Origin of the sequence: Shinella zoogloeoides (assembly GCF_003574625.1) — a bacterium.
Classification (GTDB): Bacteria; Pseudomonadota; Alphaproteobacteria; order Rhizobiales; family Rhizobiaceae; genus Shinella; species Shinella zoogloeoides_A.
Genome location: NZ_QNUJ01000007.1, coordinates 125,006 through 144,073, shown reverse-complemented (window position 1 = coordinate 144,073; position 19,068 = coordinate 125,006). Strand labels below are relative to the sequence as shown.

The following is a 19,068-nucleotide window of genomic DNA, read 5'->3' as shown; positions in this document are numbered from 1 at the left end:
CATCAAGCCGGGATGGTTTTCAACCCCGTTATCGGATCAAGGGGAAATGATGGCGGACAGAGAGGGATTCGAACCCTCGATAGAGTTTCCCCTATACACGCGTTCCAGGCGTGCGCCTTCAACCACTCGGCCACCTGTCCGTCCGCTCGCTGCCGGTGGTCAGTCCGGCGCGGGTCGCTTTCCTGTTTCCATTCCGGCGAGACGGCGCGATATATACCGAGGTTTCACGCAGGATCAACCGCTTTCTGACAGATTCTTGAAGGTTATTCGTTCCGCCGTGAAGGATTGCGCAAACCGGGCCGTCTTCCTATCTATAGGCAGGAATGAAGCGGAGCGGATTCCGGCTCCGGCAGGCGGCACCGGGAGGGTGCGATGATACGGTTCGTGCTCAGAGCCCTCAGTCTCGTTGCCCTCGTCATCGCCGTCATGGCGGGCACGATCGACGCGATCCAGTCCGTCTCGGCTTCCGAACCGGTGCTGACACCGCTTGCCGTCGCCTGGAGCACGGCGAGCCCCGATACGATCGCCCTCGTCGCCGACGGCATCATGCGCAAGTTCCCCTATGCCTGGGACCCGGCCGCGCTGTGGGTGCTCTCGCAGCCCGCCTTCGCGGTGCTCTTGGTTCTTTCGCTGTTCTTCTGGGTGATCGCCTACAAGCGGCCGCCCGTCGCGGGCCGCTTCACGGCCTGAAACCACATCCCTGCAGGAGACCCCGATGTTCCTGATCGACATGTTCAACAAGAAGACCGTCATGCCCGCGCCCGAGGCGGCGCTTCCCGGGCGCGACGCGCCCATCCCGACATCCGCCACGCATTTCGTCAACGGGCGCGCGCTGAAGGGGCCCTATCCGGCGGGCTTCAAGACCGTGCTGCTCGGCATGGGCTGCTTCTGGGGCGCCGAGCGGCTGCTCTGGCAGATCCCCGGCGTGTGGGTGACGGCGGCCGGCTATTCCGGCGGCTTCACGCCCAACCCGACCTATCACGAGACGACCACCGGCCTGACGGGCCATACGGAAGTGGTGCTCGTCGTCTACGATCCCGCCGAGGTCTCGCTGGAAACCCTGCTGAAGGCCTTCTTCGAGGCGCACGACCCGACCCAGGGCATGCGCCAGGGCAACGATATCGGCACGACGTACCGCTCGGCGATCTATCTCGAGGACGAGGTGGACCTTGCGACGGCGCGGCGTGCGCGCGACGTCTACCAGGCGGCGCTGACGGCGGCGGGGCGGACGGACCGCATCACCACGGAGATCGGGAAGGCCGGGCCGTTCTATTTCGCCGAGGATGTGCACCAGCAGTATCTCGCCAAGAATCCGGGCGGTTATTGCGGCTTGCGCGGCACGGGGGTCTCCTGCGCCATCGGCTGAACATGGCCGGCTTTTTCAACAGGTTCGGGCCGCCGCGAACGAGGTTTTCCACCTCCGATCGCAGCGGCCCCGCATTTTTTACCAACTGAAAAATTTCTGGTGAATTTTTCCGAGAGGCGTGCAAGGATGCCGCCAGCCTGACCCAAGGGAACGGGTCGGTGGCTCCGTCGCGCGCCTGTCATGCGCTGCGCGGAAGGTCCCTATAAGATCAATAGCGAACAGGGCTGAACAATGAAAAAGACCCTTCTCACCCTTCTTGCCACGGCCGCCATGTCGGCCAGCGCGCTCGCCGCGGACATCAAGCCGGCGATCATCTATGACCTCGGCGGCAAGTTCGACAAGTCGTTCAACGAAGCGGCCTATAACGGCGCGGAAAAGTTCAAGGCCGAGACGGGCATCGAATACCGCGATTTCGAGATCGCCAACGACGCGCAGCGCGAGCAGGCCCTGCGCCGCTTCGCCAGCGACGGCAACAATCCGATCGTCATGGCCGGCTTCTCCTGGGCCGCGCAGCTCGAGAAGGTCGCGGCGGAATATCCCGACACCAAGTTCGCCATCATCGACATGGTGCTCGACAAGCCGAACGTCCGCTCGGTCGTCTTCAAGGAAGAAGAGGGCGGCTGGCTCGCCGGCATCCTCGCCGGCATGGCGTCCAAGACCAAGACCGTCAGCTTCGTCGGCGGCATGGACATTCCGCTGATTCACAAGTTCGCCTGCGGCTATATCGGCGGCGCGAAGTCCCTCGGCCCGGACTATAACGTCCTCGAAGCCTATACGGGCACGACGCCGGACGCCTGGAACGACCCGGTCAAGGGCGGCGAGATCGCCAAGTCGCAGTTCGACCAGGGTTCGGACGTGGTCTACCACGCTGCCGGCGGCACGGGCGTCGGCGTCCTGCAGGCCGCGGCGGATGCCGGCAAGCTCGGCATCGGCGTCGATTCCAACCAGAACGGCCTGCATCCCGGCAAGGTCCTGACCTCGATGGTCAAGCGCGTCGACGTTGCCGTCTACGATGCCTTCATGTCGGCCAAGGAAGACAAGTTCCAGCCCGGCATCAACGTGCTCGGCCTCAAGGAAAACGGCGTCGACGTCGCCATGGACGAGAACAACGCCCCGCTCATCACTCCGGAAATGAAGGCCGCCATCGACAAGGCGCGCGCCGACATCATTGCCGGCACGGTGAAGGTACACGACTACATGTCGGACGAGACCTGCCCCTATTAAGGCCTGTCGAACGGCCCGCTTGCGGCGACGCAGGCGGGCCGATTCCGTTCTGCCTGCTCAATAATGCGGCGGGCGGGTAATGGCCGGGGCATCGAGAGACCCCTCTTCCAATGCGAGGAAACGTTCCGTGAGCCGGTCGAGCTTCGAGCGCACCTGCTCGACGACGCGCCATTGCTCGGCGAGCTGGTCGGAAAGCTCCTCGATCGTCTGCGCCTGATGGGCGATATGCTCCTCCAGGCGGGCGATGCGCTCGGCCTGGCTGTCTTGGGAAGGATGGGACATGGTCGGGGCTCTCCTCGTCGGTCGGGGCCGGTCGAACGAGCTATAGCGGCCCTGGACGGCGCCCGCAATCGGACTGGACAAGCGCTGCGGAAGCAACAAGACTAAGACCGATCGGCCCACGGCCGCCGGCCCCGAATCCCCGTAAGAGTGGATCGTCATGAACGAACTGGCAATCGAACTGAAGGGCATCGACAAGAGCTTCGGCCTCGTCCACGCCAACCGGAACATCAACCTGAAGGTCCGCAAAGGCACCATTCACGGTATCATCGGCGAAAACGGCGCCGGCAAATCCACCCTCATGTCGATCCTCTACGGCTTCTACCAGGCCGACCACGGCGACATCGTGATCAACGGGCAGACCGCCGATATCCGCGACCCCAACGCCGCCATCGCGGCCGGCATCGGCATGGTGCACCAGCACTTCATGCTGGTCGAGAACTTCACCGTGCTGGAGAACATCATGCTCGGCGCGGAGGAGAGCCAGATCCTCAATGCCGGCATCACCAAGGCACGCGCCGAGCTGAAGCGGCTGGAGAAGGAATATGCGCTGGAGGTCGATCCCGACGCAGTGATCGAGGAACTGCCGGTCGGCATCCAGCAGCGCGTGGAAATTTTGAAAGCCCTTTACCGCAAGGCCGACATCCTCATCCTCGACGAGCCGACGGGCGTGCTCACGCCGGCCGAGGCCGACCATCTCTTCCGCATCCTCCAGCAATTGAAGGAGCAGGGAAAGACGGTCCTTCTCATCACCCACAAGCTGCGCGAGATCATGGCGATCACCGACGAGGTCTCCGTCATGCGCCGCGGCGAGATGGTGGCGACGCGCACGACGAAGGAAACCTCCGTCGAGGAGCTGGCCGAGCTGATGGTCGGCCGCCGCGTGCTCCTGCGCGTCGAAAAGGGCGAGGCCAGGCCCGCCGACGTCAAGCTCTCGGTGAAGAACCTCACCGTGCGCGACAGCCGCGGCGTCACCATGGTCGACGACGTCTCCTTCGATATCCGCGCCGGCGAGATCGTCGGCATCGCCGGCGTTGCCGGCAACGGCCAGTCGGAGCTGCTGGAGGCGATCTCCGGCATCCGCCGCGCCCGGGCCGGCACCGTGCTGCTCAATGGCAGCCCCATCGACGTGACAGGCAATGCCGATCCGGCGGAACTGCGCAAGCGGGGCCTCGCCCATGTGCCGGAAGACCGCCACCATGTCGGCCTCGTCCTGAAGTTCGACGAGAGCGAGAATGCCATCCTCGGCTATCACGACGATCCGAAATACCGGAAGGGCCTGCTGCTCGACATCGACGCAATCCGCGCCGAGGCGGAGGAGAAGATCGCCGCCTACGACATCCGCCCGCCGAACCCGCGGCTGAAGACCGCCAATTTTTCCGGCGGCAACCAGCAGAAGATCGTGCTGGCGCGCGAGATGGAGCGTGGGCCCGACGTGCTGATCATCGGCCAGCCGACGCGCGGCGTCGATGTCGGCGCCATCGAATTCATCCACAGGCGCATCATCGAGATGCGCGACCAGGGCAAGGCGGTGCTGCTCGTCTCCGTCGAACTCGACGAGATTCGCGCGCTTTCCGACCGTATCCTGGTGATGTTCGCCGGCCGCGTCGTCGGCGAGCGCGCCCCCGATGCCTCTGAAGGAGAACTCGGCCTTCTGATGGCCGGCGTGGAAGGCTCGAAGGAGGCCGCCGAATGAGTGTTCCCTATGCGAAGCTGCCGGCCTGGGCGGAATACGGCCTCATTCCGCTGGTCAACCTCGCCGTCGCCTTCCTGATTTCCGGCCTCGTCGTGCTGATCGTCGGCGAGAGCCCGCTGCAGGCCGCCTACCACATGGTCAACGGCGCCTTCGGCCGGGGCGAATATATCGGCTTCACGCTCTACTATACGACGACCTTCATCTTCACCGGCCTTGCCGTGGCGGTCGCCTTCCATTGCGGCCTTTTCAATATCGGCGGCGAGGGGCAGGCCTATATCGGCGGCATCGGCGTGACGCTGGCCTGCCTTGCCTTCGACCATACGCTGCCCTGGTATCTGCTCTTCCCCATCGCCATTGCCGGCGCCGCCTTCTTCGGCGCACTCTGGGCGCTGATCCCCGGCTGGCTGCAGGCCAAGCGCGGCAGCCATATCGTCATCACGACGATCATGTTCAACTTCATCGCCGCGAGCCTGATGAACTACCTGCTCAACAAGGTGTTCAAGCCGCTCGGCTCCATGTCGCTCGAAACCCGCACCTTCGAAGCGGGCGGGCAGCTTCCCAAGCTCGACTGGCTGATGAATATCTTCGGGCTTTCCGTCGGCACCGCGCCGTTCAACATCTCCTTCCTGCTGGCGCTTGTCGCCGCCTTCGGCGTCTGGGTGCTGATCTGGCGCACGAAGCTCGGCTACGAGATGCGCACCATGGGCCACAGCCCAGCCGCCGCGCGCTATGCCGGCATCAAGGAATCGCGGATCATCATCATCACCATGATGATCTCCGGCGGCCTAGCCGGCATGATGGCGCTGAACCCGATCATGGGCGAGCAGTTCCGCATGCAGCTCGATTTCGTGCAGGGCGCCGGCTTCGTCGGCATCGCCGTGGCGCTGATGGGCCGCTCGCATCCGGCGGGCATCATTCCCGCCGCCCTCCTCTTCGGCATGCTCTACCAGGGCGGGGCGGAGATCTCCTTCGAGATGCCCTCCATCTCGCGCGACATGATCGTCATCATCCAGGGCCTCGTGATCCTCTTCGCCGGCGCGCTCGAACACATGTTCCGTCCGGCCATCACGCGGATCATCCTCGGCCTCTCGCCGAAGACGCGCGACGTCGCCGCCACCAAGGGAGCCTGATCGCCATGGATTTCTTTCAGGTCATCATCGAGCTGGCGCAATCGACCGTCCGCCTTTCGACGCCGCTGATCCTCGCAGCGCTTGCCGGCCTCTTCACCGAGCGGGCCGGCGTCTTCGACATCGGTCTCGAAGGCAAGATGCTGGGCGCGGCCTTCGCCGCGGGCACCGTCTCCTATCTCACCCAATCGGTGGCGATGGGGCTTTCGGCCGCCATCCTCATCTCCGTGCTGCTCTCGCTGGTGCACGGCTATGCCTCGATCACCCAGCGCGGCAGCCAGATCGTCTCGGGCGTCGCCATCAACTTCGTCGTCGCCGGCGCCACCGTCATCCTCGGCCAGGCCTGGTTCGGCCAGGGCGGGCGCACCCCGGCGCTTTCCGACAGCGGCCGCTTCGGCACGATCAGGCTGCCCTTCGCGGATGCCGTCCGCGACGTGCCGATCCTCGGCCCGATCTATTCGGGCCTGCTTTCCGGCCATTCGCCGCTCACCTGGCTCGCCTTCCTGATGGTGCCGGTGAGTTGGTGGATCCTCTATCGCACGCGCTTCGGCCTTCGCCTGCGCGCCGTCGGCGAGAATCCGGGCGCGGTCGATACCGCCGGCATCTCGGTGCTCTGGCTGCGCTACCGCGCCGTCATCTGCTGCGGCATCCTGTGCGGCATTGCCGGCGCCTACCTGTCGCTGGCCGCCAATGCCGGCTTCACCAAAGGCATGACGGCGGGCAAGGGCTATATCGCGCTCGCCGCCCTCATCTTCGCCAAGTGGCGGCCGAAGAACATCCTCTTCGCGTGCCTGCTCTTCGGCTTCCTCGACGCCTTCGCCATCCGCTACCAGGGCTACGCCTTCCCGCTGATCGGCAAGGTGCCGGTACAGCTCATGCAGGCGCTGCCCTATATCCTGACGGTGATCCTGCTCGCAGGCTTCATCGGCAAGGCCATTCCGCCCAAGGCCGGCGGCGTGCCCTACGTCAAGGAGCGATGAAATGTCCCACGACCTCTTCGAGGCGGCGCGCGCGGCCATGCGCCTCGCCTATGCGCCCTATTCCAAGTTCCCGGTCGGCGCGGCGATCCGCGCCGAGGACGGCAAGATCTATGCCGGCGCCAATATCGAGAACATCTCCTTCCCGCAGGGCTGGTGCGCCGAGCCGACGGCGATCAGCCAGATGATCATGGCCGGCAACAGGAAGATCGTCGAAATGGCCGTCATTGCGGAAAAGCTGCCGCTCTGCCCGCCCTGTGGCGGCTGCCGGCAGAAGATCGCGGAATTCGCCGCGGCGAAGACGCCGATCTATCTGTGCGACGAGACCGGCGTGAAGAAGACCATGACCATGGAGGAATTGCTGCCGCACGGCTTTGCGACGGACACGATCGGATGAGCGCGGCAACCACCGATCTCCTGATCTCCCGCCTCGGCGGCGTCGCGCCGCGCTACGGCATCGTGCTCGGCTCGGGCCTCGGCACGCTGGTGGAGGCCGTGCGCGACCCGTTGCGCATTCCCTATTCGGACCTGCCGAGCTTTCCGCAGAGCAGCGTCTCGGGCCATGCGGGCGAAATGGTCATCGGCTTTCTCGGCGCGGTGCCGGTCGTCATGCTGTCCGGCCGGGTGCACTATTACGAGCGGGGCGACGCCAATGCCATGCGCACGCCGATCGAGGTGCTGAAGGGGCTCGGCGTCACATCGCTGATCCTCACCAATTCGGCAGGCTCGCTGCGCGAGGACATGCCGCCCGGCTCGGTGATGCGCATTGCCGACCACATCAATTTCTCCGGCACCAACCCGCTGATCGGCCTCGAAAGCGACGACCGCTTCGTCGGCATGACGAACGCCTATGACGCAGACCTTGCCGCGCGCATGGAGGCAGCGGCGGCAAAGCTCGACATCCCGCTTTCGAGCGGCGTCTACATGTGGTTCTCCGGGCCGAGCTTCGAGACGCCGGCGGAAATCCGCATGGCGCGCGTCCTCGGCGCGGATGCCGTCGGCATGTCGACCGTGCCGGAGGTGCTGATCGCCCGGCATATCGGCCTCAGGGTCGCGGCCGCCTCGGTCATCACCAATTTCGGCGCCGGCATGACGGGCGCCGAGCTCAGCCATCACGAAACCAAGGACATGGCCCCGATCGGCGGAAAGCGGCTTGCCGCCATCCTCGCCGGGATGATCGCGGGCGGAGACGAAGACCATGCATGAGGATACGGCGAAGGCAGCCCTTTCGCTGCTCGACTTGACCGACCTGAGCGACACCTGCGACGAAGCCGCCATCGAGACGCTGTGCGACAACGCGCAGACGCCGTTTGGCCCGGTTGCGGCCATCTGCATCTGGCCGCGCTTCGTGACGCAGGCGCGCGGCATCCTCGGCGCCGGCCATGCGGTGAAGATCGCGACCGTCGTCAATTTCCCCTCCGGCGACTTGCCGGTCGCCACCGTCGTCGCCGAGACGCGGCAGGCGATCGCCGACGGCGCGGACGAGATCGACCTCGTCATTCCCTATCGCGACTTCATTGCCGGCGACGAAGAGGCCGTGACGGAAATGGTGGCGGCCGTAAGAGCCGCCTGCCCGCCGCCCGTTCTTCTCAAGACAATCCTTGAAACCGGGGAACTGAAGGACCCGGCCCTGATCCGCGAGGCTTCCGACCTTGCCATCGCCGCCGGCAGCGACTTCATCAAGACCTCCACCGGCAAGGCCACCGTGAATGCGACGTTGCCGGCCGCCGGGATCATGCTGAACGCCATCAAATCGAGCGGCAAGCCGGTCGGCTTCAAGCCGGCGGGCGGCGTGCGCACCGTGGCGGATGCGGGCGAGTATCTCGCGCTTGCCGCCGCGATCCTCGGGGAAGGCTGGGCGACGCCGAAAACCTTCCGCTTCGGCGCCTCCGGCCTCCTCGACGACATTCTCGCCGTGCTCGGCGGCCGGCCCGCACCCTCGGCGCCTGCGAGCTACTGAGATGCTGCCGCAGGAGACGATCCGCCGCAAACGCAACGGCGAGCCGCTCTCCCGCGAGGAGATCGCCCGCTTCGTCGCCGGCATCACGGATGGCAGCGTCTCCGAGGGACAGGTCGCCGCCTTCGCCATGGCGGTCTGGTTCAAGGGCATGGCGCGCGAGGAGACCGTGTCGCTGACGCTCGCCATGCGCGATTCGGGCGACGTGCTCGACTGGTCCGGCATCGACCGGCCGATTGCCGACAAGCATTCCACCGGCGGCGTCGGCGACAATGTCTCGCTGATGCTGGCCCCCATCGCGGTGGCCTGCGGCCTTGCCGTGCCGATGATCTCCGGCCGCGGCCTCGGCCATACCGGCGGCACGCTCGACAAGCTGGAATCGATCCCCGGCTACACGATCATGCCGACCGCGGACGTCTTCCGCCGCACGGTGAAGGACGTCGGTTGCGCGATCATCGGCCAGACGGCGGCGCTCGCGCCGGCCGACAAGCGCATCTATGCCATCCGCGACGTAACGGCGACGGTCGATTCCGTGCCGCTGATCACCGCCTCCATCCTTTCCAAGAAGCTCGCGGCGGGCCTCCAGTCGCTGGTTCTCGACGTCAAGGTCGGCAACGGCGCCTTCATGACGGATGCGGCGGAGGCAGAGACGCTCGCCCGCTCGCTGGTCGAGGTCGCGAACGGCGCCGGCGTCAGGACCGCCGCGCTCATCACCGACATGAACCAGCCGCTGGCGGACGCCGCCGGCAATGCGGTGGAGATCGCCAATTGCATCGCCTTCCTCAAGGGCGGGAAGGCCGGGACAAGGCTGGAGCGCGTCGTCCTTGCCTTCGCCGCGGAAATGCTGGTGCTCTCGGGACTGGAGACGGACCTTGCCGCCGCCAAGGGGAAGGCAGCCCAGGCGCTCGCAAGCGGCGCGGCGGCGGAAACCTTCGGCCGCATGGTGCACGCGCTGGGCGGGCCGGCCGATATCATGGAAAGGCCGGACGCCCACCTGGCGTCGGCTCCGGTCATCCGCCCTGTCATCGCCGCGCAAGCCGGCTATCTTTCCGCCTGCGATACGCGCGGCATCGGCCTTGCCGTCATCGAGCTCGGCGGCGGGCGCAGCCGGCCAGACGACATGATCGACCACCGCGTCGGCTTCGACCGGCTGCGCCCGCTCGGAGTGAAGGTGGAAAAGGGCGAGGAGATCGCCCGCGTGCATGCAGTGAACGAGGCGGATGCAGCCCGGGCCGCCGAACGGCTTGCCGGGCTCTACCGGATCACGCCGGACGCCCCGGCGGCACCGTCCGAAATACGCACGCGCATCAGCGCGTGAGGTGCAGCCGGCCGTCCTCGACCTTGTAGGAGGCGAGGCCCTTCAGGAAGCTCATGCCGATCAGCGTGCCGGAGAGCGCCTTGTCGTCCAGCACCATCGCGCCGACATTCTCGATCCTCACCGGGCCGATCTCGATCCGGTCGAGGCGGACATAGGCGGCGCGCGCCTTGCCGTTGGCGGTTTCCACGGCATAGCGGAAATCGAGATTCGCCTTGTCGATGCCGATACGCTGGGCCGTCGAGACATTGAGGGCGACCATGCTGGCGCCCGTATCGACCATGCCCTCCTCCTTGCGGCCGTTGATGGAGAACAGGCCGGTGAAATGGCCGTTCGCATCGGCGCCGATCACCGCACTGCGGTTGCCGGTATAGCGCGCCGCATCGGCCGCCGGCACGGATGCCTTCTCGACCTTCGCCGGTGAAGCGGTTGCGCTCTGGTCCAGATAACGGGTCGCAAGACCGGGCACGAAGGTGGCGGCGGCGATGGCCGAACCGACGAGAAGTACGAGGCTGCGAACGAACATGGGACGGTCTCCGGAAGGATCTGTCCCGAAATAGCACGCCACCGGCTAACGGGCGGCAAAAGGCGCACCAAAGCACGCCCCTCTCCACGATCTTTCGCCGGCTTGGTAAACCACTGGTTAATCAGCCACGCTGCTCGCGCAGGAAGGTCATCAGCGATTTTCCGGCATCGAGGATGTGATCGCGCGTCAGGCGCGAGGCGAGATCGGCATCGCCCTTCCCGCAGGCGGCGAGGATCGCCTCATGCTCGCGGCCGGCACGCGGCACGCCGTTGGTGAAGGTGAGCTGGGCGCGTAGGTAGCGGTCGATCCGGTCGAGCGAGGAGCGCACGTTCTGCAGATAATAGGGGCGCTGCGAAGCTTCGTAGAGCGTGTAGTGGAAAAGCCGGTTGATCTCGCCCCAGCGGTGCGGGTCCGTCTCCCGGTCGAACTCGCTGCAATATTGCGCCGCCTTCTCCAGCGTTTCCCGGTCGAGATTGGGCACGGCGAGGCGCATGACCTCGGCCTCGATCAGCGCGCGGAACTCGAATATCTCGGCGATCTCCTCGATGGAGAGGCCGGCGACGACGGCGCCCTTGTAGCGCTGGGTGGTGATGAGGCCGTGCTGCTCCAGCCGGGACAGCGCCTCGCGCACCGGAATGCGGCTGGTGTTGAACATCCGCGCAAGCTCTTCCTGGCGCAGGCTCTCACCCTCGACAATCTCCCCCTCGATGATCGCCCTGCGCAGGGCCTCGTAGACGATGTCGGCGGCCGAAGCGGCCTGCCGGACATCGACGGCAGAAAATTTCATCACATCCCACCCCGATGAATTGAGGTTACGGTCATAGGTCGAAACCGGAAACGGAGCAACAGAACGGCTTTGTTCCGCAGCCGGTAGAAACCGCATTGTACATTGGATCCAATTTTTCTATGAAGGAGCGAATGCGCCGCAGGCACCCCTCCCGGCGCGCAACAACCGCGAACCGGAGAGAATGCCATGCGCAGCAGCAAGGTCATCCATATCGTTTCCTGCCACGCCGAGGGCGAGGTGGGCGACGTCATCGTCGGCGGCGTCGCCCCGCCGCCCGGCAAGACGCTGTGGGAGCAGCGCAAGTTCATCGCCGAGGACAAGACCTTGCGCAACTTCGTGCTGAACGAGCCGCGCGGCGGCGTCTTCCGCCACATCAACCTCCTCGTGCCGCCGAAGGACCCGCGCGCCACGATGGGCTTCATCATCATGGAGCCGGAGGACACGCCGCCGATGTCCGGCTCCAACTCGATCTGCGTTTCCACCGTGCTGCTCGACAGCGGCATCGTGCCGATGGTCGAGCCGGAGACCCATATGGTGCTGGAAGCGCCGGGCGGGCTCGTCAATGTCGTCGCCGCCTGCCGCAACGGCAAGGCCGAGCGCATCACAGTCACGAACGTGCCGTCCTTCGCCGACAAGCTGGATGCGAAGCTGGAAGTGGAAGGCCTCGGCACGCTCACCGTCGACACCGCCTATGGCGGCGACAGCTTCGTCTTCGCCGATGCGCGCGCGCTCGGTTTCGCCGTGACGCCGGACGAGGCGCGGGAACTGGCCGAAACCGGCATCCGCATCACCAAGGCCGCCAACGAGCAGCTCGGCTTCACCCATCCGGAAAACCCGGAATGGAACCACATCTCCTTCTGCCAGCTCACGCTGCCGGTGGAAGAGCGCGACGGCGCGCTGCATGGCCGCAACACGGTGGTCATCCAGCCGGCCAAGCTCGACCGCTCGCCCACCGGCACCGGCTGCTCGGCCCGCATGGCCCTGCTGCATGCCCGCGGCCAGATCAAGGTCGGCCAGTCCTTCTCCGGCTATTCGATCATCGATTCGCGTTTCGACTGCCGCATCGTCGGCGAGACCACCGTCGGCGGCCGCCCGGCCATCGTGCCGGAAATCTCCGGCCGCGCCTGGATCACCGGCACCAGCCAGGTGATGCTCGATCCCGACGATCCGTGGCCGGCCGGCTACCGCCTCGCCGACACCTGGCCGCGCAAGCAGTAACGGCCGATGCGGCCGGCCGGAGAATAAATTCGGCGCCGCTTCTCCCGTCCGGGCCGGAGCTACCATCTATGGAGTCCGGCATTGTCCCCTCCCTTTCTCCCCGCAGGGAGAAGGAAACGTCGGAGCCAGCAGAATGGCTTTGACCTTTCCGCACAATCGCGATAATCACCAAGTCATCTGATGACCTGGTGATTATCCATGCAATCCCTCAGCAAGACCAATCTCGCCGACACGGCGAGCGAGGCGATCCGCGCCGAAATCCTGAACGGCCGCTGGGCTGTCGGCGACAGGCTGCCGAACGAGGCGACGCTTTCGGCGATGCTCTCCGTCAGCCGCAGCACCGTGCGCGAGGCGGTGCGCGTCCTCGTTTCGCAGGGTATTCTGGAGACGCGGCAGGGCTCCGGCACCTATGTGCTGTCCGCCGCCGACACGACGCGCCCGCTCGCCATGGCGCGCCATGCCGGGCTTCGCGACCAGTTCGAGGCGCGGCTGGCGCTCGATGCGGAGGCTGCGCGGCTTGCCGCCCTTCGCCGCACGCCGGCCGTCGTCGCTCACCTGCGCACCCTCCTTGCCGCGCGCGGCAATTCCGACGGCGGCGACAGGGCGGGCTTCATCGCCCGCGACCTTGCCTTCCACCAGGCCGTGATCGCCGCCTCGCAGAATGCGGTGCTGATCGGCATGTACGACTTCTTCTCCACGCTGCTCGCCGAAACCATCGAGGCAAGCCTTGGCGAAGACCTGCCCGAACCCGACATGGCAGCGCATGCCGCCATCGTCGACGCCATCGAAAGCGGCGATCCGGACGCGGCGGATGCCGCCGTGCGCCGCTTCATGGCTCCCGTCCTTTCCTCTCTCGACCGGTTGCTGCTTTCATGACCCATCCCCTCCCCGATGATCCCGGCTCCATCGACCTGATCGACGCCGAAGCCGACAGCGTGCCCGCACCCGAGCCGCACCGCCCGCCAAGTTCGGCGGCGCGCTTCCTGCTCGGCGCCAGCCTCGTGCTGATCGCCTTCAACCTGCGGCCGGTCTTTTCCAGCGCCTCGGCGCTGCTGCCGGAGATCCGCGACGTGCTCGGCCTTTCGCCGACCGGCGCCAGCCTGCTGACGACGCTGCCCGTCGTCTGCCTCGGCCTGTTCTCGCCGCTCGCCCCGCGCCTTGCCCAGCGCTACGGCACCGAGCGCACCCTGCTCGGCGTCGTCGTCATCCTCGCGCTCGGCACGGCGCTGCGCGGCCTTTCCTCCATTCCGCTGCTCTTTCTCGGCACGGCGCTGGCCGGCGGCTGCATCGCCGTCGGCAATGTGCTGCTGCCCGGCCTCGTCAAGCGCGACTTCCCGGACCGGGCGGCGCTGATGACCGGCTGCTACACGATGGCGCTCTGCGCGGGCGCGGCAAGCGCCGCCGGCCTGACGCTGCCCGTCGAACACGCGCTCGGCGGCTCTCTCGACGGGGCACTGGCGATCTGGGCGCTGCCGGCGCTGCTGGTGGCGCTGCTCTGGCTGCCGCAGGTCCTTGCCAGCCGCCGACAGGTCAAGCGCACCGGCTTTCGCGTGGAGGGCCTGTGGCGCGACCGGCTCGCCTGGCACGTCACGCTCTTCATGGGCCTGCAATCGGCGCTCGCCTATTGCGTCTTCGGCTGGCTGGTGCCGATCCTGCGCGAACGGGGGCTGGACGGCGTGACCGCCGGGGCCATCGTCTCCGTCTCCGTCATGGTGCAGGCGGCCTCCTGCCTTGTCGCGCCGCATCTTGCCGTGCGCGGCAAGGACCAGCGGCTGATCAACGTCACGCTCTGCGGCTTCGCGGTCGTCGCGCTTCTCGGCCTGCTCTTCGCGCCGCTCTCCACCGTCTGGTTCTGGGCCGTGCTGCAGGGCATCGGCCAGGGCGGGCTGATCGCGGTGGCGATGACCGTCATCGTGCTGCGCACGCGCGATTCGCACATGGCGGCACATCTTTCCGGCATGGCGCAGTGCGTCGGCTACCTGCTTGCCGCCATCGGCCCGCTGATCGTCGGTCTCATCCGCGGCTGGACGGGCAGTTTCGGCTGGAGCGCGGTGCTCATCGTGCTGCTCGGCATCGGCGCGGCGATCAACGGCTGGTTCGCCGGGCGGGCGCTCTACGTCAATGCCCGCACGGTGGAAACGTCCGCCTGAGGGCGGACGGTGCCCGCTTCGGTGACGATCAGGTCCATCGGGATGTCGTGCATCTGCGGATAGATCGTCGGGACCCTCGCCGCGCCGTAGCCGACGCCGATGACGCGCGGGCGGGCCGGAAGGGAAGCGAGCGTGCGGTCGAAGAAGCCGCCGCCATAGCCGAGCCGGTAGCAGGCGGGATCGTAGCCGACCACGGGGGCGATCACGACATCCGGCATGCAGGGCCGCTGCTCCGCCGGGATGGGAATATTCCAGACGCCGCGTGCCAAGGCCTCGCCGGCCTGCCAGAGATGGAACGCCAGCGGCCGGCCCTTTTCGATCACGACGGGCAGGGCGGTGCGCCCGCCGCGGCGGGCGATCTCTTCCATGAAGGGGCGAAGGTCCGGCTCACCGCGAAACGGCCAGTAGGCGCTGACGATGCGTCCCTCGACATCGCCGATTTCCGCGAGCACCCCGGCGGCGATGGCCTCTGTCCAACCGGCCCGCGTCTCGGCGGGCACCTCGAGGCGCGCGGCGATCAGCCGTTCCCGCTCGGCCTTGCGCCAGCGGTTGACGTCCGTCCAGGCCTGCAGGTCGAGCGGTCCCGGCAGGCCGGAATAGGCCGGGTCGACCTCGTGCAGGAAACAGGCCGGGGATGCAAAGCTGCCGGGCGTATCGTCATCGGCCATCGCGCCTCTCCTCAGCAGGCCGAAAGGCCCGCCTCGAGCCCGGCCAGAAGATCATCGACATGTTCGAGCCCGACGGAAAGCCGGAGCAGCCCGTCGCCAATACCGGCCCGGGCCCGGGCGTCGGCGCCCATGTCGACATGGGTCATGGTCGCCGGATGCGCCACGAGGCTTTCGACCCCGCCGAGCGATTCGGCCAGCGTGAAGACCCGGACCGCCCGCACGAAGCGCCGCACCGCCGGCTCGCCGCCGGCAAGCTCGAAGCTCATCATGGCACCGAAACCCTGCTGCTGTCTTGCGGCAAGCGCGTGATCGGGGTGATCGGCAAGGCCGGGATAGTGTACGCGGGCGACGGCGGGATGGGCGACGAGCCGTTCGGCGATCGCCATCGCGTTTCTCTCCTGCCCCGCCATGCGGGCGAAAAGCGTGCGAAGGCCGCGCAGGGTCAGCCAGGAATCGAAGGGCGCGGCGATGGCCCCGGTGACATTGGCCCAGTGGCGCAGCGCCCGGGCCTCCTCGGCATCCGCAGCGATCACCGCGCCGGCGATGACGTCGGAATGGCCGTTGAGGAACTTCGTCGTCGAATGCAGCGCATAATCCGCGCCGAGCGACAGCGGCTTCTGCAGGGCCGGCGACAGGAAGGTGTTGTCGACCGCGACGCGCGCGCCCGCGGCCCTGGCGAAGGCGGAAAGGGCGGCGATATCCACGACGCGCATCAGCGGATTGCTCGGCGTCTCGATCAGCACCAGCGCCGGATGGTCCCAGAGCCGCGTCTTGAAGGCTTCCATGTCCGACTGGTCGACCAGCCGCAGCCGGATCTGGCCGAGCTCGGCGCGGGCCTTCAGGAGCCGCATCGTGCCGCCATAGCAATCGTGCGGCGCAAGGACGAGGCTGCCGACGGGAAGCCGGCCGAGGAGAAGATCGACGGCGGCCATGCCGCTCGGCGTCAGCACCGCGCCCGCGCCGCCTTCCAGCTTGGTGATCGCCTCGGCCAGCAGATCGCGCGTCGGGTTGCCGACGCGGCCGTAATCATAGGCGCGCGGCGTGTCGAAATCGGCGAACTGGTAGGTGCTGGAAAGATAGAGCGGCGGCGCGATCGCGCCGAAGGCGGTATCGCTCGCAACGCCATGCGCCGCGGCAACGGTTTCCGGTTGAACTTCGACTGCCGTTCGCTCGGACATCGATGCTGCTCCTCATGTTGAAGGAGAAAAATGGCGGCGATGCCGACCCCTGACAAATGAATTTTATTGCCGCTTGACCGCAAGAAACTTGCAGTCAAGCGCATCCATCACGGATTCTCCCTCAGGAAGTCGGCAAGCACGGCCGCGTGGTTGAATTCGCGGTTGCGCGAGCCGTAGAGCAGCGTGACGGGGCCGGCTGCGACATGTTCACGCAGGGCCGCCATCGCCGGATTATCGGCAAGCTCCTCGCGGTAGCGTTTCTGGAATTCGGCCCAGCGCTCCGGCCTGTGGTCGAACCATTTGCGCAAGGCGGGCGTCGGCGCGACGTCCTTCATCCACTCGTCGAACGCCGCCTTCTCCCTGGAAATGCCGCGCGGCCAGAGCCGGTCGACCAGAATGCGCTCACCGTCGTCGGGGCCGGGCTCGTCATAGACGCGCTTGATGTGCAGGAACATGGCTAAACGCCCTTTCCGCCGCGCACCGTACACTGAAGGTCGGAAAGCAGCCCGTCCTTCAGGCCGTAGACCCAGCCGTGAATGGACACGTCCCGCCCGGCCTGCCACGCCGCCTGCAAAGTCGGCGTGCGGGCGAGGCGCTCGACCTGCGCGGCGACCGAGGCCTCGCAGAGCCGGTCGAGGTCGGCATCGCTCCAGCTTCCGCATTCCCGGCATTCGAAGCGCCGGTCCGCCACGTCGCGCACCGGCTGGAGCCAATGGTCGATCAGCCCGAAGCGCTCACCGCTGACCGCCGCGCGGATGCCGCCGCAGCCATAGTGCCCGCAGATGATGATGTGCTTCACGCCGAGCTGGTGCACGGCATATTCGACCACCGACAGCATGTTGAGGTCGGCGGGGTGGATGAGGTTGGCGACATTGCGATGCACGAAGACCTCGCCCGGCTCCAGCCCGGCGATCACATTGGCCGGCACGCGGCTGTCGGAACAGCCGATCCAGAGATACTCCGGCTGCTGCAGGTTGGAGAGGCGGTCGAAATAGTCGGCCCGCTCCGCCTTGCGCTCGGCGGACCACGCTCTGTTCCTGACGAAAAGGTCCTCGATCATGCTCTGCCTTTCTTTCGGGGGGATCGGCCGCGATCTTTCGCCCATAGCTGGCTTCTGTCAAACCGGCAGGGCGTCGCAGGGGCGACGCTTGACTTGCCCCTGCCCTCACCCCATCATAAGGGCATGATGACGACGCACGACCTCGCCCGATTTTTGAAACGGTTGTTTCCTCTCGCAGGATACTAGCCCCTCGGCTTGGTCGCGTCGCGCCCCGGCCGCGGGGCGATAGCGGTTCCGTGATTTTCGAGAACCGCGCCGAAATAGCGCGACATCATTTCCCAGTTTTCTTCACTCCTGCGAGCCCTCCGGGCCGCATGGACCCGTGCGAGGCCACCATGACCGCCACCAAGACCAAGGGCCGCCGGCCCTCCATCACCATCGCCCGTTCCGAGCACGCGCGTCTTTCCAACCTCGCCGACATGCTGGCCGAGCGCGATCCGCACGCCGCCGAGCAGCTTGCCGCCGAGCTCGACCGGGCGAAGGTCGTCGACGACGCCCGCATGGCGCCGGGCGTCATGCGCATCGGCTCGACCGCCGAATTCCAGATCGACGACGAGGCGCCGCAGACCGCCGAGCTCGTCTTCCCGAAGGATGCCGACATTTCGCGCCAGCGCATTTCCGTGCTGACGCCGGTCGGCGCCGCGCTTCTCGGCCTTTCCGCCGGCCAGTCCATCGAATGGGCCGCCCGGGACGGGCGCGTGCGCCGTCTCAATGTCATCGCCGTCCATGCCGGCGCGCCGGACACGGCCCGCGCCTCGTAAGGCCCTTCGCCATGAAGTTCCTGTCCTTTTCCCAGTCCGGGCGCATCGGAGGTTGCCTCGTCGCAGGATCGTGACCCCCTGCGCCGCATGCGCGGCCAGGGGGCGTCTCCACCATGAAAGAGGACACCCCGCACAAACGCGGGCAGGATGGAGAATGACGATGGGACGGGATCCCGGATTGCTCACGGCGCGGGACGGCTATGTGCTGGAAAAGCTGCTGCACGACCGGCCGCCGTTGACGGACGAATGGTTCAGGCTGCTGAAGCGCAAGCTTTCGCTGGGACGCCTGCCGCTGGATGCCCCGCTGCCGGCGGGGCTTGCGACAGTCGATGCGCGCATCACCTTCCGCTGCGCCAGCGGGCTGACCGACAGCCGCACGCTCTGCCTGCCGCGCGTCTATGCGCCGGGCAGCGCCTTCCTGCCCATCACCACCTTCTACGGCCTTGCCCTCCTCGGGCTGCGCGAGGGCGAAACGATCCATTTCGACCGGCCGGAAGAGCGGCGCGACTGGCTGGTGCTGGAAAAGGTGCACTATCAGCCGGCCGCCGCGGAGATACCCGACCTTGCGCCCGACGCCCGGCCGGCGTTCCGGCTCATTGCGGGCGGGCTTGCGGGGCGCGGCTTCGTTGCCGCCAACGAAAACGGCCCCGGATCGGGTCCGGGGCCGTCGGCTGCATGAGGCTGAAGGCCAGAGCATTTCCAGCAAAAGTGCGAAGCGGTTTAGCGTTCGGAAATGCGACAACAAAGAGCCGGAGCGTTTTCGCGATTCGGAGAAACGC

At 66.7% G+C, this 19,068-nt stretch carries 22 protein-coding genes and 1 tRNA gene; 15 read left to right on the top strand and 8 right to left on the bottom strand.

All coding sequences use genetic code 11. The annotated features are described in order from the left end of the window. Positions 1-50 precede the first annotated feature (50 nt). Positions 51-140, bottom strand: a tRNA-Ser gene (locus DSD28_RS15495). A 235-nt stretch (positions 141-375) separates the two neighbouring features. Between DSD28_RS15495 and DSD28_RS15490 the strand changes: the two genes are divergently transcribed. The 3 genes from DSD28_RS15490 to DSD28_RS15480 all read left to right on the top strand — a co-directional run bounded on the left by DSD28_RS15490 (position 376) and on the right by DSD28_RS15480 (position 2,590). Then, complete coding sequence (locus tag DSD28_RS15490) at positions 376-690, top strand: hypothetical protein (protein WP_119257493.1); 315 nt, start codon at positions 376-378, stop codon at positions 688-690. Positions 691-715: 25 nt separating this feature from the next. Next, positions 716-1,366, top strand: a complete 651-nt coding sequence (msrA, locus tag DSD28_RS15485) for a peptide-methionine (S)-S-oxide reductase MsrA (RefSeq protein ID WP_119257320.1) — start codon at positions 716-718, stop codon at positions 1,364-1,366. Positions 1,367-1,597: 231 nt separating this feature from the next. After that, positions 1,598-2,590, top strand: coding sequence for a BMP family lipoprotein (locus tag DSD28_RS15480; protein ID WP_119257319.1), 993 nt, complete (start codon positions 1,598-1,600; stop codon positions 2,588-2,590). 57 nt (positions 2,591-2,647) lie between these two features. Here the strand turns inward: DSD28_RS15480 and DSD28_RS15475 are convergent, their stop codons facing one another. Further along, positions 2,648-2,872, bottom strand: coding sequence for a SlyX family protein (locus tag DSD28_RS15475; RefSeq protein WP_119257318.1), 225 nt, complete (start codon positions 2,870-2,872; stop codon positions 2,648-2,650). 157 nt (positions 2,873-3,029) lie between these two features. On the opposite strand from DSD28_RS15475, the gene DSD28_RS15470 reads away from it, so the two are divergent. Genes DSD28_RS15470 through deoA form a run of 7 tightly spaced genes read left to right on the top strand, consistent with a single transcriptional unit; the run spans position 3,030 to position 9,944 of the window. Then, positions 3,030-4,565, top strand: coding sequence for an ABC transporter ATP-binding protein (locus DSD28_RS15470; protein WP_119257317.1), 1,536 nt, complete (start codon positions 3,030-3,032; stop codon positions 4,563-4,565). Further along, entirely contained in the window at positions 4,562-5,695 is a 1,134-nt protein-coding gene (locus DSD28_RS15465) for an ABC transporter permease (RefSeq protein WP_119257316.1), read from the top strand. Before DSD28_RS15470 ends, DSD28_RS15465 begins: the two co-directional genes overlap by 4 nt. Positions 5,696-5,700: 5 nt before the next feature. After that, positions 5,701-6,672: an ABC transporter permease gene (locus DSD28_RS15460; RefSeq protein ID WP_119257315.1), complete on the top strand. Its 972-nt coding sequence runs from the start codon at positions 5,701-5,703 to the stop codon at positions 6,670-6,672. A 1-nt stretch (position 6,673) separates the two neighbouring features. After that, positions 6,674-7,066, top strand: a complete 393-nt coding sequence (locus tag DSD28_RS15455; protein ID WP_119257314.1) for a cytidine deaminase — start codon at positions 6,674-6,676, stop codon at positions 7,064-7,066. Then, positions 7,063-7,875, top strand: a complete 813-nt coding sequence (locus tag DSD28_RS15450) for a purine-nucleoside phosphorylase (protein WP_119257313.1) — start codon at positions 7,063-7,065, stop codon at positions 7,873-7,875. The genes DSD28_RS15455 and DSD28_RS15450 overlap by 4 nt, the downstream gene beginning before the upstream one ends. After that, on the top strand, positions 7,868-8,629 hold the full coding sequence (deoC, locus tag DSD28_RS15445) for a deoxyribose-phosphate aldolase (protein WP_119257312.1): 762 nt from the start codon (positions 7,868-7,870) through the stop codon (positions 8,627-8,629). Before DSD28_RS15450 ends, deoC begins: the two co-directional genes overlap by 8 nt. A gap of 1 nt (position 8,630) precedes the next feature. Then, positions 8,631-9,944: a thymidine phosphorylase gene (gene deoA, locus DSD28_RS15440; protein ID WP_119257311.1), complete on the top strand. Its 1,314-nt coding sequence runs from the start codon at positions 8,631-8,633 to the stop codon at positions 9,942-9,944. Here deoA and DSD28_RS15435 read toward each other — a convergent pair. Further along, entirely contained in the window at positions 9,934-10,467 is a 534-nt protein-coding gene (locus DSD28_RS15435) for a TIGR02281 family clan AA aspartic protease (RefSeq protein WP_119257310.1), read from the bottom strand. The two genes, deoA and DSD28_RS15435, sit on opposite strands and share 11 nt — an antisense overlap. Before the next feature lie 121 nt (positions 10,468-10,588). Beyond that, positions 10,589-11,254 (bottom strand): GntR family transcriptional regulator, encoded by a 666-nt coding sequence (locus DSD28_RS15430; protein ID WP_119257309.1) that lies wholly within the window; start codon positions 11,252-11,254, stop codon positions 10,589-10,591. Between the two features lie 186 nt (positions 11,255-11,440). Between DSD28_RS15430 and DSD28_RS15425 the strand changes: the two genes are divergently transcribed. The 3 genes from DSD28_RS15425 to DSD28_RS15415 all read left to right on the top strand — a co-directional run bounded on the left by DSD28_RS15425 (position 11,441) and on the right by DSD28_RS15415 (position 14,622). After that, positions 11,441-12,472, top strand: coding sequence for a trans-3-hydroxy-L-proline dehydratase (locus tag DSD28_RS15425; RefSeq protein WP_119257308.1), 1,032 nt, complete (start codon positions 11,441-11,443; stop codon positions 12,470-12,472). A gap of 198 nt (positions 12,473-12,670) precedes the next feature. Then, complete coding sequence (locus DSD28_RS15420; protein ID WP_119257307.1) at positions 12,671-13,348, top strand: FadR/GntR family transcriptional regulator; 678 nt, start codon at positions 12,671-12,673, stop codon at positions 13,346-13,348. Next, positions 13,345-14,622, top strand: a complete 1,278-nt coding sequence (locus tag DSD28_RS15415; RefSeq protein WP_119257306.1) for a CynX/NimT family MFS transporter — start codon at positions 13,345-13,347, stop codon at positions 14,620-14,622. Before DSD28_RS15420 ends, DSD28_RS15415 begins: the two co-directional genes overlap by 4 nt. Here DSD28_RS15415 and DSD28_RS15410 read toward each other — a convergent pair. The 4 genes from DSD28_RS15410 to DSD28_RS15395 form a co-directional block, all read right to left on the bottom strand. Next, positions 14,586-15,290 carry a 5-formyltetrahydrofolate cyclo-ligase gene (locus tag DSD28_RS15410; protein ID WP_119257305.1) on the bottom strand — a complete coding sequence of 235 codons (705 nt, stop codon included), beginning with the start codon at positions 15,288-15,290 and terminating at the stop codon, positions 14,586-14,588. The two genes, DSD28_RS15415 and DSD28_RS15410, sit on opposite strands and share 37 nt — an antisense overlap. An 11-nt stretch (positions 15,291-15,301) precedes the next feature. Further along, on the bottom strand, positions 15,302-16,468 hold the full coding sequence (metB, locus tag DSD28_RS15405) for a cystathionine gamma-synthase (protein WP_119257304.1): 1,167 nt from the start codon (positions 16,466-16,468) through the stop codon (positions 15,302-15,304). A gap of 107 nt (positions 16,469-16,575) precedes the next feature. Beyond that, on the bottom strand, positions 16,576-16,923 hold the full coding sequence (locus DSD28_RS15400) for a DUF488 domain-containing protein (protein WP_119257303.1): 348 nt from the start codon (positions 16,921-16,923) through the stop codon (positions 16,576-16,578). Positions 16,924-16,925: 2 nt separating this feature from the next. Then, a complete protein-coding gene (locus DSD28_RS15395; protein WP_119257302.1) occupies positions 16,926-17,528 on the bottom strand; it encodes a carbonic anhydrase in 603 nt (200 codons plus the stop codon). A 335-nt stretch (positions 17,529-17,863) separates the two neighbouring features. On the opposite strand from DSD28_RS15395, the gene rnk reads away from it, so the two are divergent. Both rnk and DSD28_RS15385 read left to right on the top strand, forming a co-directional pair. Continuing rightward, positions 17,864-18,289, top strand: coding sequence for a nucleoside diphosphate kinase regulator (rnk, locus tag DSD28_RS15390; protein WP_119257301.1), 426 nt, complete (start codon positions 17,864-17,866; stop codon positions 18,287-18,289). Between the two features lie 154 nt (positions 18,290-18,443). Continuing rightward, positions 18,444-18,968, top strand: a complete 525-nt coding sequence (locus tag DSD28_RS15385) for a hypothetical protein (RefSeq protein WP_162911417.1) — start codon at positions 18,444-18,446, stop codon at positions 18,966-18,968. The last annotated feature ends 100 nt before the right edge of the window (positions 18,969-19,068 follow it).

What these genes read in the sequence shown, in the direction of transcription:
- DSD28_RS15425 (WP_119257308.1), top strand. Translation starts at nt 11,441, where the DNA reads ATGCGCAGCAGCAAGGTCATCCATATCGTTTCCTGCCACGCCGAGGGC.
- DSD28_RS15475 (WP_119257318.1), bottom strand. Translation starts at nt 2,872, where the DNA reads ATGTCCCATCCTTCCCAAGACAGCCAGGCCGAGCGCATCGCCCGCCTG.
- msrA (WP_119257320.1), top strand. Translation starts at nt 716, where the DNA reads ATGTTCCTGATCGACATGTTCAACAAGAAGACCGTCATGCCCGCGCCC.
- deoC (WP_119257312.1), top strand. Translation starts at nt 7,868, where the DNA reads ATGCATGAGGATACGGCGAAGGCAGCCCTTTCGCTGCTCGACTTGACC.
- metB (WP_119257304.1), bottom strand. Translation starts at nt 16,468, where the DNA reads ATGTCCGAGCGAACGGCAGTCGAAGTTCAACCGGAAACCGTTGCCGCG.
- DSD28_RS15430 (WP_119257309.1), bottom strand. Translation starts at nt 11,254, where the DNA reads ATGAAATTTTCTGCCGTCGATGTCCGGCAGGCCGCTTCGGCCGCCGAC.
- deoA (WP_119257311.1), top strand. Translation starts at nt 8,631, where the DNA reads ATGCTGCCGCAGGAGACGATCCGCCGCAAACGCAACGGCGAGCCGCTC.
- DSD28_RS15415 (WP_119257306.1), top strand. Translation starts at nt 13,345, where the DNA reads ATGACCCATCCCCTCCCCGATGATCCCGGCTCCATCGACCTGATCGAC.
- rnk (WP_119257301.1), top strand. Translation starts at nt 17,864, where the DNA reads ATGACCGCCACCAAGACCAAGGGCCGCCGGCCCTCCATCACCATCGCC.
- DSD28_RS15460 (WP_119257315.1), top strand. Translation starts at nt 5,701, where the DNA reads ATGGATTTCTTTCAGGTCATCATCGAGCTGGCGCAATCGACCGTCCGC.
- DSD28_RS15455 (WP_119257314.1), top strand. Translation starts at nt 6,674, where the DNA reads ATGTCCCACGACCTCTTCGAGGCGGCGCGCGCGGCCATGCGCCTCGCC.
- DSD28_RS15480 (WP_119257319.1), top strand. Translation starts at nt 1,598, where the DNA reads ATGAAAAAGACCCTTCTCACCCTTCTTGCCACGGCCGCCATGTCGGCC.
- DSD28_RS15420 (WP_119257307.1), top strand. Translation starts at nt 12,671, where the DNA reads ATGCAATCCCTCAGCAAGACCAATCTCGCCGACACGGCGAGCGAGGCG.
- DSD28_RS15435 (WP_119257310.1), bottom strand. Translation starts at nt 10,467, where the DNA reads ATGTTCGTTCGCAGCCTCGTACTTCTCGTCGGTTCGGCCATCGCCGCC.
- DSD28_RS15470 (WP_119257317.1), top strand. Translation starts at nt 3,030, where the DNA reads ATGAACGAACTGGCAATCGAACTGAAGGGCATCGACAAGAGCTTCGGC.
- DSD28_RS15395 (WP_119257302.1), bottom strand. Translation starts at nt 17,528, where the DNA reads ATGATCGAGGACCTTTTCGTCAGGAACAGAGCGTGGTCCGCCGAGCGC.
- DSD28_RS15385 (WP_162911417.1), top strand. Translation starts at nt 18,444, where the DNA reads ATGACGATGGGACGGGATCCCGGATTGCTCACGGCGCGGGACGGCTAT.
- DSD28_RS15450 (WP_119257313.1), top strand. Translation starts at nt 7,063, where the DNA reads ATGAGCGCGGCAACCACCGATCTCCTGATCTCCCGCCTCGGCGGCGTC.
- DSD28_RS15465 (WP_119257316.1), top strand. Translation starts at nt 4,562, where the DNA reads ATGAGTGTTCCCTATGCGAAGCTGCCGGCCTGGGCGGAATACGGCCTC.
- DSD28_RS15400 (WP_119257303.1), bottom strand. Translation starts at nt 16,923, where the DNA reads ATGTTCCTGCACATCAAGCGCGTCTATGACGAGCCCGGCCCCGACGAC.
- DSD28_RS15410 (WP_119257305.1), bottom strand. Translation starts at nt 15,290, where the DNA reads ATGGCCGATGACGATACGCCCGGCAGCTTTGCATCCCCGGCCTGTTTC.